15 protein-coding genes are annotated in these 16,499 nt (G+C 54.3%); all 15 read left to right on the forward strand.

The annotated features are described in order from the left end of the window. Nucleotides 1–8: 8 nt before the first annotated feature. The 15 genes from M3194_RS11835 (at nt 9) to M3194_RS11905 (ending at nt 16,497) form a co-directional block, all read left to right on the forward strand. A complete protein-coding gene (locus tag M3194_RS11835; RefSeq protein ID WP_251653858.1) occupies nt 9–407 on the forward strand; it encodes a F0F1 ATP synthase subunit epsilon in 399 nt (132 codons plus the stop codon). Between the two features lie 166 nt (nt 408–573). Beyond that, nucleotides 574–1,362 (forward strand): tyrosine-protein phosphatase, encoded by a 789-nt coding sequence (locus tag M3194_RS11840; RefSeq protein ID WP_251653861.1) that lies wholly within the window; start codon nt 574–576, stop codon nt 1,360–1,362. A 174-nt stretch (nt 1,363–1,536) separates the two neighbouring features. Further along, the gene (locus M3194_RS11845; RefSeq protein WP_251653863.1) at nt 1,537–2,571 is read left to right on the forward strand and encodes an ABC transporter substrate-binding protein; all 1,035 of its coding nucleotides are present in this window, start codon (nt 1,537–1,539) and stop codon (nt 2,569–2,571) included. Continuing rightward, nucleotides 2,571–4,622: a Fe(3+)-hydroxamate ABC transporter permease FhuB gene (gene fhuB / locus M3194_RS11850; protein ID WP_251653866.1), complete on the forward strand. Its 2,052-nt coding sequence runs from the start codon at nt 2,571–2,573 to the stop codon at nt 4,620–4,622. The genes M3194_RS11845 and fhuB overlap by 1 nt, the downstream gene beginning before the upstream one ends. 207 nt (nt 4,623–4,829) lie before the next feature. Next, nucleotides 4,830–7,052, forward strand: a complete 2,223-nt coding sequence (locus M3194_RS11855) for a methyl-accepting chemotaxis protein (RefSeq protein WP_251653869.1) — start codon at nt 4,830–4,832, stop codon at nt 7,050–7,052. A 590-nt stretch (nt 7,053–7,642) separates the two neighbouring features. Further along, nucleotides 7,643–8,053 (forward strand): NADH-quinone oxidoreductase subunit A, encoded by a 411-nt coding sequence (locus tag M3194_RS11860; protein ID WP_091189932.1) that lies wholly within the window; start codon nt 7,643–7,645, stop codon nt 8,051–8,053. Continuing rightward, on the forward strand, nt 8,038–8,556 hold the full coding sequence (locus M3194_RS11865) for a NuoB/complex I 20 kDa subunit family protein (RefSeq protein ID WP_091189934.1): 519 nt from the start codon (nt 8,038–8,040) through the stop codon (nt 8,554–8,556). The genes M3194_RS11860 and M3194_RS11865 overlap by 16 nt, the downstream gene beginning before the upstream one ends. After that, nucleotides 8,553–9,473 (forward strand): NADH-quinone oxidoreductase subunit C, encoded by a 921-nt coding sequence (locus M3194_RS11870; protein ID WP_251653872.1) that lies wholly within the window; start codon nt 8,553–8,555, stop codon nt 9,471–9,473. Before M3194_RS11865 ends, M3194_RS11870 begins: the two co-directional genes overlap by 4 nt. Nucleotides 9,474–9,480: 7 nt before the next feature. Continuing rightward, the gene (locus tag M3194_RS11875) at nt 9,481–10,581 is read left to right on the forward strand and encodes an NADH-quinone oxidoreductase subunit D (protein ID WP_251653875.1); all 1,101 of its coding nucleotides are present in this window, start codon (nt 9,481–9,483) and stop codon (nt 10,579–10,581) included. Beyond that, complete coding sequence (nuoH, locus tag M3194_RS11880; RefSeq protein WP_251653877.1) at nt 10,581–11,594, forward strand: NADH-quinone oxidoreductase subunit NuoH; 1,014 nt, start codon at nt 10,581–10,583, stop codon at nt 11,592–11,594. Before M3194_RS11875 ends, nuoH begins: the two co-directional genes overlap by 1 nt. Nucleotides 11,595–11,712: 118 nt before the next feature. Further along, a complete protein-coding gene (nuoI, locus tag M3194_RS11885) occupies nt 11,713–12,162 on the forward strand; it encodes an NADH-quinone oxidoreductase subunit NuoI (RefSeq protein ID WP_251653880.1) in 450 nt (149 codons plus the stop codon). Nucleotide 12,163: 1 nt separating this feature from the next. Beyond that, on the forward strand, nt 12,164–12,679 hold the full coding sequence (locus M3194_RS11890; RefSeq protein ID WP_251653882.1) for an NADH-quinone oxidoreductase subunit J: 516 nt from the start codon (nt 12,164–12,166) through the stop codon (nt 12,677–12,679). Between the two features lies 1 nt (nt 12,680). Further along, entirely contained in the window at nt 12,681–12,983 is a 303-nt protein-coding gene (gene nuoK / locus M3194_RS11895) for an NADH-quinone oxidoreductase subunit NuoK (RefSeq protein WP_251653885.1), read from the forward strand. A gap of 8 nt (nt 12,984–12,991) precedes the next feature. Then, nucleotides 12,992–14,866, forward strand: coding sequence for an NADH-quinone oxidoreductase subunit L (gene nuoL / locus M3194_RS11900; protein WP_251653893.1), 1,875 nt, complete (start codon nt 12,992–12,994; stop codon nt 14,864–14,866). Then, nucleotides 14,866–16,497 (forward strand): complex I subunit 4 family protein, encoded by a 1,632-nt coding sequence (locus M3194_RS11905; RefSeq protein ID WP_251653894.1) that lies wholly within the window; start codon nt 14,866–14,868, stop codon nt 16,495–16,497. The genes nuoL and M3194_RS11905 overlap by 1 nt, the downstream gene beginning before the upstream one ends. Nucleotides 16,498–16,499: the final 2 nt, after the last annotated feature.

Below are 16,499 nucleotides of genomic sequence, written 5' to 3' on the forward strand. Positions count from 1 at the left end.
GAATCCACATGAGTACTTTTCTGGTTGAAATCGTAACTCCGGAGCGCAAGGTATATGCGGAGACGGCTAATATGGTCAGCGTTAAAGGGATCGCGGGCGAGCTCGGTATTTTGCCGAATCACATTCCGCTGGTAACACCGCTGCGCATTGCGCCAATCAGCATTAAGCGTGACGGTAAAGTTGATGTTCTTGCTGTAGGCGGTGGCTTCATTGAAGTCCGTAAGGACAAAGTGGTTATCCTTGCCGAAAGCGCTGAGCTGGCTTCCGAAATCGATGTAAACCGCGCACAAGCTGCGAAACAGCGCGCTGAAGAGCGCCTGGCAGCTAAACGCGACGAGATCGACTTCAAACGTGCAGAGCTTGCTCTGCAACGTGCGTCGAACCGGATCAACGTTACAGAACGTTAAGAGCAATAGGGCCGTTCGAATCTCGTTATAGAGATTTGAACGGCTCTTTTATTTGCGACGATCTCACGATATTGTCATAATGCCGACTTGTGTCTCATTGACTTCAATATAACAATCTCTCACAATGGAGGTATTGAGATGAACGGTAGAGAAGGGGGCCTACGGCATGATTGATGTCCATACGCATATCTTGCCCGGTATAGACGATGGTGCAGCCGATTGGGATTATTCTATCAAGCTGGCCCGCGCAGCGGCGGCAGAGGGGATAACCGGGATTGTAGCGACACCGCATCATTATGACGGCAAATATACGAATGATGCAGGCACGGTCAGAGAGCTGACCGCTGAGCTGAACCGTAGATTAATCGAGCAGAATATACCGCTGACGATTCAGACGGGGCAGGAGATTCGCGCTCATTCCGAATTTCTGGCTAACTGGCAGAGCGGAAAGCTTCTGCCGATGGGTGAATCCTCTTATGTGCTCATAGAGATGCCCTCCTCGCAAATTCCGAAGTCGATGGAGCAGATCGTGTACGAGCTGCGCTTGTTAGGCGTTCGTGCCGTTATTGCGCATCCGGAGCGTAATGCAGAGGTTGTGCAGAATCCGGACCGTTTGGCTGAGCTGGTAGAGCTGGGAGCTTACGCGCAGGTTACAACCCACTCCTTGCTGGGGGGCTTCGGCAGAGGCATTGAGAAGGCGTCCTGGACGCTATGCCGGCGTGGACTTATACATATTGTTGCATCGGATGCCCATCACCTGGAATGGCGGAGCTTCCGCATGAAGGACGCCTACGACCGCGTGGAGGAGGAGCTTGGACCGGTATGGAGACGCTATTTCGAGCGTAACGCCCAAGCAATCTGGAACGGGAGAGAGCTGAACGATCAGCCAACTCTTGTTCAGCAGACAGCGAAAGCAGGAGGCTGGGGCAAGATTAAATCGTTGTTCGGCAAATAATAAATTTAGCGGTAAAAGAGTGACCTGTCAGACATGGCGAAATTATGATCATGTTGTGACAGGTTATTTTTTTGCGCGAAAACTTCCCCCTATGCTATTGACTTGAGCAGTGATAATCCTTATCATTGAGAACGAAGTTATTGAGAATGATAATCATTTTGTGGGGGTTTTACGATGAAACAGATGAAATGGACGGGTTTGATTCTTGCTGCGATGATGGTATTCCTGGCTGCTTGTGGAGGCGGCAACAACTCCAACAATGCGGGCAATAACAAGGAAGCTTCTGAGCAAGCAAGCACGAATGCAAATGCAAGCACAAATACAGCTTCTGAAGATACAGCAGAACGTACCATTAAGCATGCGCTTGGCGAAACGAAAATTAGCGGAACACCTAAAAAGGTAGTTGTTCTGGAATGGACATATGCGGAGGATTTGATCGCGCTTGGCGTACAGCCGGCCGGTGTGGCGGACGTAAAAGGATACGGTGAATGGTATGGTGCCATCAATCCTAAGCTGGATGCCGCGGTAGTTGATGTGGGTACTCGCCAAGAGCCAAGCATCGAGACGATCACAAGCCTTGCTCCGGATCTGATCATTGGCGTAGGCTTCCGTCACGAAGCGATCTACGATCAACTGTCGGCGATTGCTCCAACCTTGATTTTCAACCCGTATCCAGAAGAGGGCGGACCTGATCAATACAGCGAGATGGAACAAACCTTCTCAGCCATTGCCGATGCTCTTGGCAAGAAAGCGGAAGGCGAGAAAGTACTGGCTGATCTGCACACCTTCTATGACGACTCGAAAGCGAAGCTGGCGAGCGCAGGCAAGGAAGGCCAAGAGATTGTGTTTACGCAAGCATGGACCAATGAAGGCGTAGCAACGTTCCGTCTGTTCACTGACAACTCGATGGCTATGGCGATCTTGGCTAAAGTAGGTCTGAAGAACGCGCATCAGGACAGCGCATTCCAACAATACGGCTACTCGGAGACGGATATCGAAGGCTTGACCAAGACTCCAAATGCAAGCGTATTGTACACAACAAGCGCGACGGACACGGTCTTCAGCGAGCTGCTTCCTAACAACGAAGTCTACAAGAACCTGAATTTCGCAAAAGAAAACCGCGTTTATGACATGCAGGGCATCTGGCCGTTTGGCGGTCCGCTGTCTGCCAAGCTGCTTGTTGAGCGCACGCTTGAAGTTCTCGGCTAATGAATACAAACCTTCAAACAACAAAAGAAACGAGTAAGGGCAACTGGAGCCCGCTGCTGTTATCAGCGGCGGGTCTTCTGCTGCTCGTTGCTTTAGCTTCTTATCACTTGACCCTTGGCGAAGCGACCATGCCGGTTGAGACGGTATGGCGCGCGATCTTTGAAGCAACTCCAGTTCTGGAGCATCAGATTTTGTGGACGGTCAGGCTGCCCCGTACCGTCATCGGCATACTGACAGGGGGAGCGCTCGCTGTAGCCGGCGCTTTGTTCCAGAATGTGACGCGCAACCCGCTGGCATCAGCGGGAACGCTCGGCATTAACGCGGGAGCGTTTCTGGCGCTGACGGCGGGTACCATCATGTTCCCGGGGCTTGCGATGGGCTTTCCTCTGCTGCTGACTTTCATTGGCGCAATTGCTGCAGCCGGTGCAGCTTTTGTTATGGCGGGCGGTACCAAAGCTTCGCCGGTTAGACTCGCTTTGTCCGGGATGATCGTAACAATGACGGCCGCAGCCTTTACCGGCGTGCTTCAATTATTTAACGAGCAAAAAACGCAAGGCTTGTTCATGTGGGGATCAGGCTCGCTTGTGCAAAACGACTGGAATGGCGTCCAGCATGCGTGGCCGTGGATTATCGGCTGCTTCCTGCTAGCTTTTCTGCTTGCAGGCAAATGGGATCTGATGGAGCTTGATGAGGACACGGTCACGTCCCTCGGGCAAAAGGTAGGGCGGATCCGCCTCACCGGCCTTGCGATTGGCGTCCTACTTGCAGCGGCTGCGGTCAGCGTGGTTGGCCCGATCGGCTTTGTTGGCTTGATTGCTCCGCATCTGATGAGGATGCTTGGGGCCAAGCGGCATGTTGCGCTGCTCCCGTTGTCGTTCTTATGGGGAGCGATTATCGTGATAGGCTCCGATGCGATTGCCATGCATTTCAAGCATTCCCTTGGCCCGCTGCCGGCCGGTGCCGTAACCGCTCTGATAGGCGGCCCATGGCTTGCCTATCTTGTCTTGCGTACGGTGAAGACTCGCAAGGAAGGCACGCCGCAGACCGGCAGCTCGCCGGGACGCGCGGCTTCCAAGGTGTCGTTTGGCTGGTGGTTGCCGATTTTCTCGCTGCTGCTTGCGGGAAGCCTTATCGTCAGCCTTGCCTTCGGAAGCCTGCGTATTCCGGTGGCGGATGTTATTCATGCGTTGTTTGGGCATGGGGCAGACAGTACGCAGCGTATCGTGGAGATGCGAATTCCGCGGACGCTGGTTGCTGCGCTTGCCGGAGCGACGCTTGCCGTCAGCGGTCTGCTGCTGCAGGGCGTTGTCCGCAATCCGCTCGCGGATCCGTCCATTATAGGCGTAACCGGCGGAGCAAGCGTTGGCGCTATGCTGATGCTTGCGGTATTTACGCAGGTATCGGTGCAGTGGCTGCCTGCCGGCGCCTTTATTGGCGCGGTTGCCGCAGCGGTTATCGTGTTTGTCTTGGGACGGAAGAGTTCCTTTAATCCCGCAGTTGTTGCATTAATTGGTCTTGCCGTGTCCTCCATGGCCAGCGCCATAGTACAGGTGCTCGTCATTCGAATGAAGCTGACGCTGGCATCTGCCTTGGTATGGCTGTCGGGAACCACTTATGCGCGTAACTGGGGTGATTTCTGGCAGCTGGTCTTCTGGCCGATCGTGCTGCTTCCCGTTGCCTGGTACCTGGCGCGCAAAGTGGATGTTCTCCAGTTCTCCGATGCAACGGTAACGAATCTCGGTCTTCGCGTTGACCGGACACGTCTGGTGATCGGAGGGGTTGGCGTAGCCATGGCGGCGGCTGCCGTTGCCACCGTGGGTTCGATCGGTTTTATTGGGCTAATTGCCCCGCACATGACAAGAATGCTTGTTGGACCGAAGTACCGCAAGCTTGTTCCGTTAACGGCTCTCCTCGGAGCCTTGCTGCTCGTATTAGCCGATACCATCGGCAGGTCGCTGCTCGCGCCCAAAGAGCTGCCTTCGGGTCTTGTTGCGGCCGTTGTTGGAGCTCCGTATTTCATGTGGCTCATGTACCGTTCTGGCAAAAAATAGAAGTATATGATAGGAAGGCTGTCCTAGGCTGCAGTTCATGAGCCAAAGGGCGGCCTTTTTTCGAGCTATTTAGTGCTTTTGTAACAAATTTCTTAAAAAAATTAGACAAAGTAGCGAAAAATACCTGACATATCTATCAAATTTTATCAATTGTTATGTTAGTATATATGACATAAATACTAGATGACCAAGATATGGGGGATGCGCATGTTCGACTGGCTTGGTACGAAAAAAGGGCTGCCGCTTTGGGTCTCATGGCAATTGAATCACGGGATGAAGAAAGACGTTGAACAAATCTTTGAAGGCATTGCGGAAACGCGCAAGGAGCTTCTGGCATCCTGGGCTCATGAATATTGGGGATATATCGAGCGGCTGGCCGAGCAGGTGACGTCCGCTGCTGTACCGGGGCAGGTTGTAGAGCAGGAGGAGCAGAGACAAATAATCGGACGCCTGCTTGAGCGTACATATGCAAGAGGACATGACTGGACGGAGCTGTTCCTGCTGGATCGGGAAGGACGGGTTCTGGTATCGACATACGAGAAACATAGAGGGACAAGCTATGGCGGTGACAGCCTTCTTGCACCGGGTCTTGGTTATGTGCGGTCGGGAAGCAAGCCGCAGCCTTGCCTGTTTGGGCCTTACGGAGATCCGGTGACGCTGAAGCTTGGTCCCAGATCCTCTTCCTTCCATGATAAAATGACACTCCTGTTCATTTATCCTCTAGTAGCAAATGGAGAATATGCAGGCGCCTTGTGCGGACGTGTCCCTAACGATGTCCTGGGCGACCTGATTCAACGGGAATCCGGACATGTGTATCCGGACTCGGGCGATAATTACATCTTTATGGCGAAGCCGCATTTGAACCAGCAGATAGCGCTTGGGACGGCATTGTCGCGAAGCCGTTTCGAGGATCGGACCTTCACGCATGGCGAGAATTTGAAGGACGGAGTGACAACCGACTGGGGGACCGTATCGATTAAGGAGCATACGGAGCTGGAGATTATTTTCACAGACCCGGCTACGGACGCGCTGCATCCCGGCGTCCGCAATACGATTGATAAAGGCAGCAATCTGTTTGTTGAATTCCCCGGCTATTCGGATTATCGCCACATCCCGGTTATCGGGAAGGGCGTAACGCTGCAGCTTCCGCATTGCCCGGACGTCTGGGGCATGATGTGCGAGGGAGACCTTGAAGAGGTATACCGCATCCGCAGCATCCGCTGGCGCTTCAGCAAGCTCCAGTTGTTGCAAACGCTGATTCAGGCCGTATTAACAACCGTGCTGGTGGCGGTGCTTGCAGGACAGGCTCCGGCATGGGTAACGGCCGCGGCAGCGGGTGTATGGACGCTGGTATTCGGGCAGTTCATCGCGGGCGCGCTGCAGCGGAAGGAATCCCGGCGCGTAGTCCGGAATTTGCGTCGCATTAACCGGTTCATCCGCATTAACGCGGAGGGCAAAGGGGATTTGACGCAGCGGCTTGAGCCGGCCAAGTTCGATAATGACGAGACAAGAGAGCTTGCCAAGTGGATTAACAATATGATTGACTCGCTGGAAGGCATCATGCTGCAGGTAAAGCTGGCGGCATCGGATGTGCTCGCAAGCCAGAATGTCATGAATGAGTCGGCGGCCGTAACGGCGAAGTCGACGGAGCGGGTAAGCCGCAAGGTTGGCGATATGATCGGCAGTATCCGCACCCAGCTGGAGGATATTGACATGGCGAAGCATTCGGCGGACGAGATGCGCGATACCCTGCGGCTGTTGGAGCTGCAGGCTGCCGAGCAGATAGCCGTTGCGCAGTCAGAAGTTGACCGGATCGGCGATAAAATGCAGCATATCTCCGCCAAGGTTGGCGATACCAATGACACGATCCGGAAGTTTATGCATACGGTGGATGAGATTCGCGGCGTATTGCAGGTCATCGAGGAAATTTCCGCGCAGACGAATCTGCTTGCCCTGAACGCATCTATTGAGGCGGCGCGCGTAGGCGAACAGGGACGGGGCTTTGCCGTAGTCGCATCGGAGATCCGCAAGCTGGCGGATATGACCCGCCGTTCCACGGAAGAGGTTCATCAAATTACTCAGCAAATCTATGAAGAGGCGAAGCAGGCTTATACATCCATGGATGAAGGCACGCAGGTGGTAGAGGAAGGGACGCAGCTCGTTGCAGCCGCAGCCAGCACTTTGCAAACGGCACAAAGCGAGGACAGCCGGAAGTCGCAGGTGGTGGATGAGGTCGTGAAGCTGATGGAGCGGATCGCACTCGTCAGCATGCAGAACCGCAAAGTTTCCTCCGATGTGGAAGGCAAGGTTCATGAGCTTATTGGCGAGATGGACAGCGTCCGTCAAACCTCGGAAAGTGTAGAGTCCATCACAAAATTCCTGCAGCAGCTGGTTGGTCAGTTCAAGCTGACGGAATCCCGTTTGAGATAAGCGTGAGAGCAGGGGATGCCTATAGGCAACCTTCCTGCTCTTTTTTTTTTCGTTGCAGGAGGGGCTCAACGATGCGGGACATTGTTAAGGGAGTTGTTGAAGAGGCGCAAGAAGATAAGCAGTGCGGATATGGGGCTGCCTAGCGATGCGGGACATCGCTAAGCCTGTTGAAAGCGGCGATATTGGGAGTCTTAACGATAGGGGATATCGTTAAGGGAGGGTTTGAAGTGGCAAAAGCGGCTATGGTGAGTGAATTTTTAGTTGCCTAGTGATACGGGACATCGCTAAGCCTGTTGAAAGCGGTGATATTGGGAGTCTTAACGATGCCGGGCATCGCTAAGAGATTCGTTGTGCCAAAATCGGCAATAGAGTGCAGGATGGGAAATGTATAACTTTGGGATATCGTCAGGGGTGGCAAGCATAGGCTAATAGTGTGACAGGCGGGTATCGTGCCGACCGAATAACCTCCTGTGCCTCCCGGTTCCCGGGAAGCCGCGCCGTTACGGGCTTGTCCGGTACCTGGGAGGGTCGGAGTCGAACAACTCCGTCATAGACGGCTGTGGAAGCTTTTGTTATAATTGTGAGGAAAAATGACCAAGCGGCTGGTCCGCTTTGACGGAGGCGATGGTGTGGACAATTACGTCAACCAGTATGTCGTCGTGGCTATTTTTATTTTGCTGGGCATCTTACTCCCGGCTGCGGCACTGACCGTCGGAAGACTGCTCAGACCGCATAAACCGAATGATCCGAAGCAAACCACCTACGAGAGCGGCAATGAGCCGGTCGGCGAGGGTCAGGTACGCTTCAACATCCGGTATTACATCTTTGCGTTAATGTTTGTCATCTTTGATGTGGAAACCGTTTTCTTATATCCTTGGGCCGTCGCGTACAATAAGCTCGGCCTTTTTGTGCTGGTTGAGATGTTCATTTTTGCGGCAATGCTGTTTATCGGACTTCTATATGCCTGGAAAAAGAAGGTGCTGAAATGGAATTCAGTTTAGAGTCGATATCGCTGGAAGAACGCAAGGAGCTTGAACGAAACGTATTTATGGGAACGCTGGAGCAGCTTAAGGCTTGGGCGCGGAGCAATTCGCTCTGGCCGCTGACCTTTGGTCTGGCGTGCTGCGCGATTGAAATGATGGGAACCGGCGCGTCCCATTATGATCTTGACCGGTTCGGAGTCATGTTCCGCACCTCTCCGCGCCAGTCGGACGTGATGATTGTCGCGGGCACGGTGACGAAAAAGATGGGGCCGCTGCTGCGCCGACTGTATGATCAAATGCCTGAGCCAAAATGGGTTATCGCGATGGGATCCTGCGCAACGGCAGGGGGGCCATACATCAAGTCTTACGCCGTTATGAAGGGCGTCGACCAGATTGTTCCCGTTGACGTGTACATACCGGGCTGCCCGCCGAATCCGGCGGCGCTGATCTACGGCATTAACAAGCTGCAAGAAAAAATCCGTTACGAAGCGAAGACAGGGAAGCGGGTGACGGAGCGATGAGCGAGGAGAAGGACGGAGGGCAAAAGCCTGACGAAGAAGCAAAAGCCTCATCCGAATCCCCGGGAGCACCGGGAGAAGCAGTGCCGGCTCCAGAGGAGGAGACGGTAGTGTCGGCGGGCGGCGCAACGCTGGAGAAGGAGCCGGAAGCAGCTGGCGGGATTGAGCCGCCGGCGGCAGCGCCGGAAGCGGCGGTCGATCCGGAGCGGGAGGCGAAGCTGAAGGCGGCGGCGGAAGCGCGCGCGGCAAGGGCCGCGGCGAAGGAAGCCGCGAACGCGGGCGGAGTAGCAGCGCCGGAAGCGGCGGCCGATCCGGAGCGGGAAGCGAAGCTGAAGGCGGCGGCGGAAGCGCGCGCGGCAAGGGCCGCGGCGAAAGAGACCGCGAACGCGGGCGGAGCAGCAGCGCCGGAAGCGGCTGAGCCGCCGCCACCGCCCGAGCCGTCGCCAAAGCAGCCGCAGGTGGATGCGGTCGCGCAGCTTATCCGCAGCCTCGTCCATGAAGAGGCGCTGGAGGATGCTTATATCAACGAGATGAGCCGGCATATGCCAACGATAATCGTGAAGAATGAGCATTGGCTTGCAACGGCTGAACTGCTCAAGGTAAAGAAAGAGCTTTATTTTACTTACCTGCGCAATGTCTCCGGTGTGGATTATGAGACGCATCTGGAGGTTGCCTATCATTTGGTTCACTTGGAGAGCGGACGCGAGCTGGCCGTGAAGGTAAAAGCGGATCGCGGCGATCCTGTCATCGCGTCGGTGACGCCTGTCTGGGCTACCGCCAATTGGAATGAACGCGAAATCTATGATCTGTTAGGAGTAACATTCACGGGACATCCCGATCTGCGCCGCATCATGATGTCGGACGATTGGGTCGGACACCCGCTGCGCAAGGATTATGAGCCGCTCGATTCGGAGGTGTAGCGAAAGCGTGATTCGTACCGAAGAACTGCTGTTGAATGTCGGTCCCCAGCATCCCAGCACGCATGGCGTATTCCGCATCGTCGTCAAGCTCGACGGCGAAGTGATAACGGAAGCGACCCCGGTCATGGGATATTTGCACCGCGGAACCGAGAAGCTTGCCGAGCAATTGAATTATACGCAGATCATACCTTATACCGACCGGATGGATTATGTCTCGGCGATGACCAATAACTATGTGCTCGTTCACGCGGTCGAAACGATGATGAATCTGGAGATCCCGGAGCGCGCGGAATTTATGCGCCTTATTGTGATGGAGCTGCAGCGGGTTGCCAGCCACCTTGTCTGGTGGGGGACCTACCTGCTCGACATCGGGGCGATGAGCCCGTTCCTCTATGCCTTCCGTGACCGCGAAATTATTATTAATTTATTTAATGAGCTCTGCGGAGCAAGATTGACTTACAATTATATGAGGGTTGGCGGAGTCAAATGGGATGCGCCGCCTGGCTGGCTGGATAAAGTCCGGGATTTCATCCCGTATATGAAGGGCAAGCTGCAGGAATACGACAAGCTGGTGAGCGGCAACGAGATTTTCCTCGCCCGGATCAAAGGCATTGGCCGGTACGATGCGGCAACGGCAATTGATTACGGACTGTCTGGCGCTAACCTGCGCTGCACCGGCGTGGACTGGGATCTGCGCAAGGCGGAGCCGTACAGCTTATATAACCGTTTCGAATTTGATGTGCCGCTTGGGCAAAACGGCGATTGTTACGACCGTTATGTCATCCGGCTCGAGGAGATCAAGCAGAGTCTTCGCATTCTTGAACAGGCATTGGAGCAAATGCCGTCAGGCGGCGAAACGATGGGCAAGGTGCCGCGCGTTATCCGTCCTCCGGCAGGAGAAGTCTATGTCCGAATTGAATCGCCCCGCGGTGAGATCGGCTGCCATATCGTCTCGAAAGGAAAAGCAGAGCCTTACCGCCTGAAATTCCGCCGGCCGTCCTTTGTGAATCTGCAGATTTTGCCTAAGCTTCTCGTCGGGGAGACGATGACCAACCTGATTACGATTCTCGGCGGCGTCGACATTGTAGTCGGGGAGGTTGATTGCTGATGGGAGCTTGGCTGCATGATCCGCTCACCTGGAGCGATGCTGTTATTATTTTTTTATGGGGCGCCGTGTTCCTGTTTGTGGTGCTTGGCTTCGTTACCTATGCGATCTATTTCGAACGGAAGGTCATTGGGTGGATGCAGCTTCGGATCGGCCCTAACCGGGTTGGTCCTCTCGGTCTTCTGCAGACGGTAGCCGACATCTTCAAGCTCCTCATTAAGGAAGACACGATTCCGCGCAAGGCCGACCGCCTTTTATTCGTTCTTGCCCCCATACTCTGCTACGTGCCGGCATTTACGGTGCTTGCGGTCATTCCTTATACGGAAAAGCTTTATTTCGCCGATCTGAATGTCGGTCTGCTCTATTACGCGGCATTATCCGGCATCTCGACGCTGGCGATTGTGCTTGGCGGCTGGGCGTCCAACAACAAATACGCGCTTCTTGGCGGCATGCGCTCGGCAGCGCAGATGATCAGCTACGAGGTGCCGCTTGTTATTTCGGTGGTGGGCGTTATTCTGCTCAGCGGCAGTCTTAACCTGAGGGACATCGTGGATGCGCAGGCTGGCGGCTGGTTCTGGGATTGGAACTTCCTGCCGCAGATTATCGGCTTTGTCGTCTTTATCATTGCGGCCGTATCTGAGCTGAATCGTACGCCGTTTGACCTGCCGGAGGCCGAGTCGGAGCTGGTGGCCGGCTATCATGTCGAGTACAGCGGCTTTCGTTTTGCGTTCTTCATGCTGTCGGAGTACGTCTATGTGTACGCGATTGCGGCTCTAACGACCGTATTGTTCCTTGGCGGCTGGCATGCGCCGGCGCCGTTCCTGGATTTTGTGCCGGGGATTGTCTGGTTCCTGCTCAAATTCGCGTTTATCGTCTTTTTCTTGTTCTGGATCAGAGCGACCTTCCCGCGTATCCGGGTAGATCAGCTGATGGGGCTGGGCTGGAAGGTGCTGCTGCCGGTATCGCTGCTGAACGTGTTCTTGACGGCGGGCTACCTGGAGCTGTTCGTAAAATAAAAGAATGCTTCGCAATTCTTTAAATCTACGCTTTCGAAGCAAGAATTGCTTCGCATTCTTTAAGTCTACGCTTTCGAAGCAAGAATTGCTTCGCAATTCTTTTTAGGAGGAATCGGCCATGAATGGACTTGTGCAAGGGCTTGGCGTGACGCTCAAATCAATGGTATCGAAAAAAGTGACGACTTCTTATCCCGACGAGCCAATTCTTATGCCGGACCGGTTCCGGGGCATTCAGCATTTTATTCCGGACCTCTGCATCGTCTGCAACCAGTGCGCAAGAATCTGTCCGACCGACTGCATTACGCTGACCGGCAAGCCAAATCCCGATCCGGCCAAGAAAGGCAAAGTGATCGACACCTTTGATATTAATTTCGAAATATGCATCTTATGCGATTTATGCACCGAGGTTTGCCCGACGGAAGCGATTGTCATGACCAATCATTTCGAGCTGTCCGCGTACAGCCGGGATGATCTGTTCAAGGATGTGCAATGGCTGACCGACAATGACACGCTTGTCCGTCAGGATAACAACAACATCGGGGCTCCTGCGAAAGGAGGCGCCAAATAAGTTGTTCAATATTGATTTTAATGGCGAGTTTGCCGCTTTCTTCATTTTCTCGGCCATTATGATCATCGGGGCTGTCCTGATGGTCAGCCTGCAGAAGGTCGTGCACATGGTGATCTCGATGGCCGGTGTGTTTCTTGGCCTTGCCGGGATGTTTGTCCTGCTGGATGCGGAGTTTGTCGCTTTTGTCCAGGTGCTGATCTATGCGGGGGCCGTGTCTATTCTGATGATATTCGGCATTATGATGACGAACCACCGGGGGGCAAAGGCCGATCCGGTAAAGCCTCTCCATGAGACGCTTGCAGCCATTGCGGCGCTTTGCCTGTTCGGCATTCTGTTCTATGCGATCCGGACGACGGATTTCCCGGATGCCCAGCCGCTTCAGGCGGTAGAGGATAACACGTCCAGCATCGGAGAACTGCTGTATACCGGTTATGTAGTCCCGTTCGAGCTGCTGTCTGTGCTGCTGACGGTTGCGTTTATCGGTGCGATTGCAATTGCAAAGAAGGGGGAGGAGTAACATGCTTCCATCCTATCTGACGATGGCGGCCATCCTGTTTTGTATCGGGCTGTACGGAGCCCTGGTGAAACGGAATGCCGTTATTGTCTTGTTATCCATTGAGCTTATGTTGAATGCGGTGAACCTCAATTTGGTCGCGTTCTCCAAATACGGCGTTGTTCCGTCGCTCACCGGCCAAATATTCGCCTTGTTCACGATTACGGTGGCCGCTGCGGAAGCGGCCGTTGGGGTGGCCGTGCTGATTGCCCTGTTCCGCGCCAGAGGTACGGTGAACGTGGACGAATTCGACGAGATGAGGAGGTGACGTGACCCGTGGATCAATTTACTCAAACAGCCTGGCTCATTCCGCTCTTTCCGTTCGCGGCCTTTCTTCTGCTTACGGCCCTTGGCCGAAGCTACCGGCGCGCGGGCGTCATGATCGGTTCGGTCGGCGCGCTGGCCGCGCTGGTCATGTCCCTTCTCGTCTTCTTCGAGAGGCTGGACCCGGATGCGGTGGATTACAGCGAAGGCTTCAACTGGATTACTCTTGGCGACTATACGCTTAAGATCGGGTTCGAAGTGACGAACTTGAATTCGCTTATGCTTATTATCGTAACGCTTGTCAGTTTTCTGGTGAACGTATATTCGGCCGGTTATATGAAAAAGGACGAGCGGATTACCGTCTTTTACGGCTATGTCGCTCTCTTTACTTTTGCCATGCTGGGATTGGTTCTATCCGATAACATGCTGGTCTTCTATATTTTCTGGGAGCTTGTAGGCGTCTGCTCCTTCCTGCTGGTCGGCTTCTGGTATGCCAAACCGGCTGCGCGCGCAGCGGCGAAAAAGGCATTTATCGTAACCAGAATCGGCGACGCGGGACTGCTGCTCGGCATCATCGTGCTGTTCTGGTATATGCCGGGCCATGCGCTTGATTTCAGCAGCATACATAATGTGTTTAGCGAAGGGCAGTCCGGCGCAATCACCATGAGCATTACGACCTCGATTGCCCTGCTACTGTTCATGGGGGTTATCGGCAAGTCCGGCCAGTTCCCGCTGCATGTGTGGCTGCCGGACGCGATGGAGGGCCCAACGCCAATCAGCGCCCTGATCCATGCGGCAACGATGGTAGCGGCCGGCGTGTTCCTATTGGCAAGAACCTTTGATATCTTCGAAGCTTCCGCGGCGGCGATGCACACAGTAGCCTATTTCGGAGGCTTTACGGCGATCTTCGCGGCAATGGTAGCTTTGGCGCAAAATGATATAAAACGCATTCTGGCTTATTCCACCATCAGCCAGCTGGGTTACATGGTGATGGCAATGGGGCTGGGCTCGATGACGGGCGGCATCTTCCACTTGTTCACCCATGCCTTCTTCAAAGCGCTGCTGTTCCTTGCGGCCGGCAGCGTGATTCATGCGGTACATACACAGAACATTCACGAGATGGGCGGCCTTGGCTCCAAGATGCGTATTACGGCCTGGACGTTTGGGATTGGAGCATTGTCCTTATCGGGTATTCCGCCGTTCTCCGGCTTCTGGTCTAAGGATGCGATTCTCGCTTCCGCATTAGACGAGAACCCGTTCTTGTTCGTGGTTGGCCTTGCGGCGGCCTTCTGTACGGCGCTCTATATGTCGAGATTGTTTTTTATCGTGTTTATGGGCAAATCCAGCGTCCGGCAGCCCCGCGAGGTTCGTGAATCCTCTAAGTCGATGACCATTCCGCTGCTGGTGCTAGCCGTATTGTCAGTTGGCGCAGGCTTTGTCGAGACGCCTTGGAACGGATGGCTGGGCAGCTGGCTGACGGGCGGCGGAGAAGAGGTTCATGCAAGCGCCGCTGCCATTATCGCTTCCATAGCGGTTGGCGTGCTTGGCATTTATGTCGGCTGGCTTATGTACGGCAAAGGCAGCATCGAGCGCGGCGCTGCGGCCGCGAAAGCGCCTTGGCTGGCTAATCTGCTGGAGCGGCAGTACTACATTAATGAGTTCTATGATCTGGTGATCGTCAGATCGGTTCGCGGCATAGGGAAAAGCCTTGCTGCGTTTGATGAATACGTGATCGGCGGCGCGGTGAGGTTCTTCGGCTTTGCGACTGTCACAGGTGGACGGATGCTTACGAGGATGAATAACGGCCAGACGCAAGTCTTCGGCTTGACCGCCGTAATCGGCCTTCTCGTCATAATCGCTGTCATTGTTGGAAGGAGGTTTTGGTAATGACGGACCTGACCGAGCTTCCGATTCTATCGATTATTCTGGTTACGCCGCTTATCGGGCTGCTGGTTATTCTGCTGCTGCCGAAGCATCGTAACCGATGGCTGCAGACGGCGGCTATTATTGCCACGCTTATCCCTCTCGTCCTGTCATTCTGGCTGTACGCCGATTATGACAAGCATCAGGGAGGAAGCTCCTACGAAGAAACGGCCACTTGGGTGGAGGTCCCGCTTAACAAGGAGACGCAGGCTTCCAACGGGGTAACGAGCTATACGCTGTCGTTCCAATACGAGCTTGGCATTGACGGCTTGTCCCTTCCGCTTATTATTCTAACGACGCTGATTACGGCAATGGCGGCCTTTGCTTCCATTCACGTGAAAAAGCGCTGGAAGGCGTTCTACGCCTGGTTCCTTCTGCTTGAAGTGGGTGTGCTGGGCGTATTTATGGCGCGGGATCTTTTCTTGTTCTTTATTTTCTTCGAAGTCACGCTGATTGCGATGTATTTCCTGATTGGGATCTGGGGTTATTTCAACCGGGAGCGTGCCGCTAACCAGTTCGTTATTTACAACGGCCTGGGATCGGCTATTATGCTGATTGCCTTTATTCTTCTTGTTAATACGGCAGGGTTTCATATTGATCAGGGAACGTCGTCCTTTATTTACAGCGGCAGCTACGCGGATATCCTCCGCAATCTGTCCGATCCAACGGCCTGGGTGAATGTTGCGCCCGACCAGACGGGCGGGCTGAACCCGTTCCATATGTCGGATGCGATGCATACGGTTATTTTCCTCTTGCTGGTTGTCGCGTTTGGGATTAAGCTTCCGATTCTGCCCTTCCATACGTGGATGCTGAAGGTGCATAACGAAGCGCATCCGGCTATTGTCATGATTCATTCCGGCGTTCTGCTGAAAATGGGAGCTTATGGCCTTATCCGCTTCGGAATCGTCTTATTCCCCGAGCAGGCGAAGGACTGGGCGGTCGTGCTGGCATCGCTTGGGCTAGCGAGTCTGCTGTACGGAGCGCTGGTAGCTTTCCGGCAGACCGAGCTTAAGCTGGTGCTTGCCTACTCGTCGATCAGCCATATGGGAATCGTACTGCTCGGGCTTGCTGCCTTTAACGAGATTGGGCTGCAAGGCGCCGTATTCCAGCTTGTATCCCATGGCCTCATCTCGGCGCTATTGTTCCTGATTGTCGGAAGCCTATATGAGAGAACAAAAACAACTACGCTGTCCGAGCTCGGAGGACTCGCGCGGCCGATGCCTTTTATCTCGGGTATTCTGCTTGCCGGGGGTCTGGCCTCCTTGGGTCTGCCGGGCCTATCGGGCTTTGTTGGGGAATTCCTGTCGCTGCTTGGCCTATTCGATAGCCAGCCTTGGCTTGCCGGCTTTGCGGTTATTGGCGTAATCCTGACAGCCGTCTATCTGCTGCGGGCGGTCCTCAAGACGACATTTGGTCCGGTCGATGAACGGTATCTGGCGGTTAAGGATGCAAGGCTGATCGAAGCTCTGCCGATGATTGTGCTGCTGGCGTTCATCCTGCTCCTCGGCTGCTACCCGTCCGTGCTGACGGATACGTTCCACTACAGCGTTGACGGCGTGTTTAAACCGTTATTTTCGTTAAGGATGGGGGGATAAGC

The organism is Paenibacillus glycanilyticus (assembly GCF_023715145.1).
Lineage (GTDB): Bacteria > Bacillota > Bacilli > Paenibacillales > Paenibacillaceae > Pristimantibacillus > Pristimantibacillus glycanilyticus_A.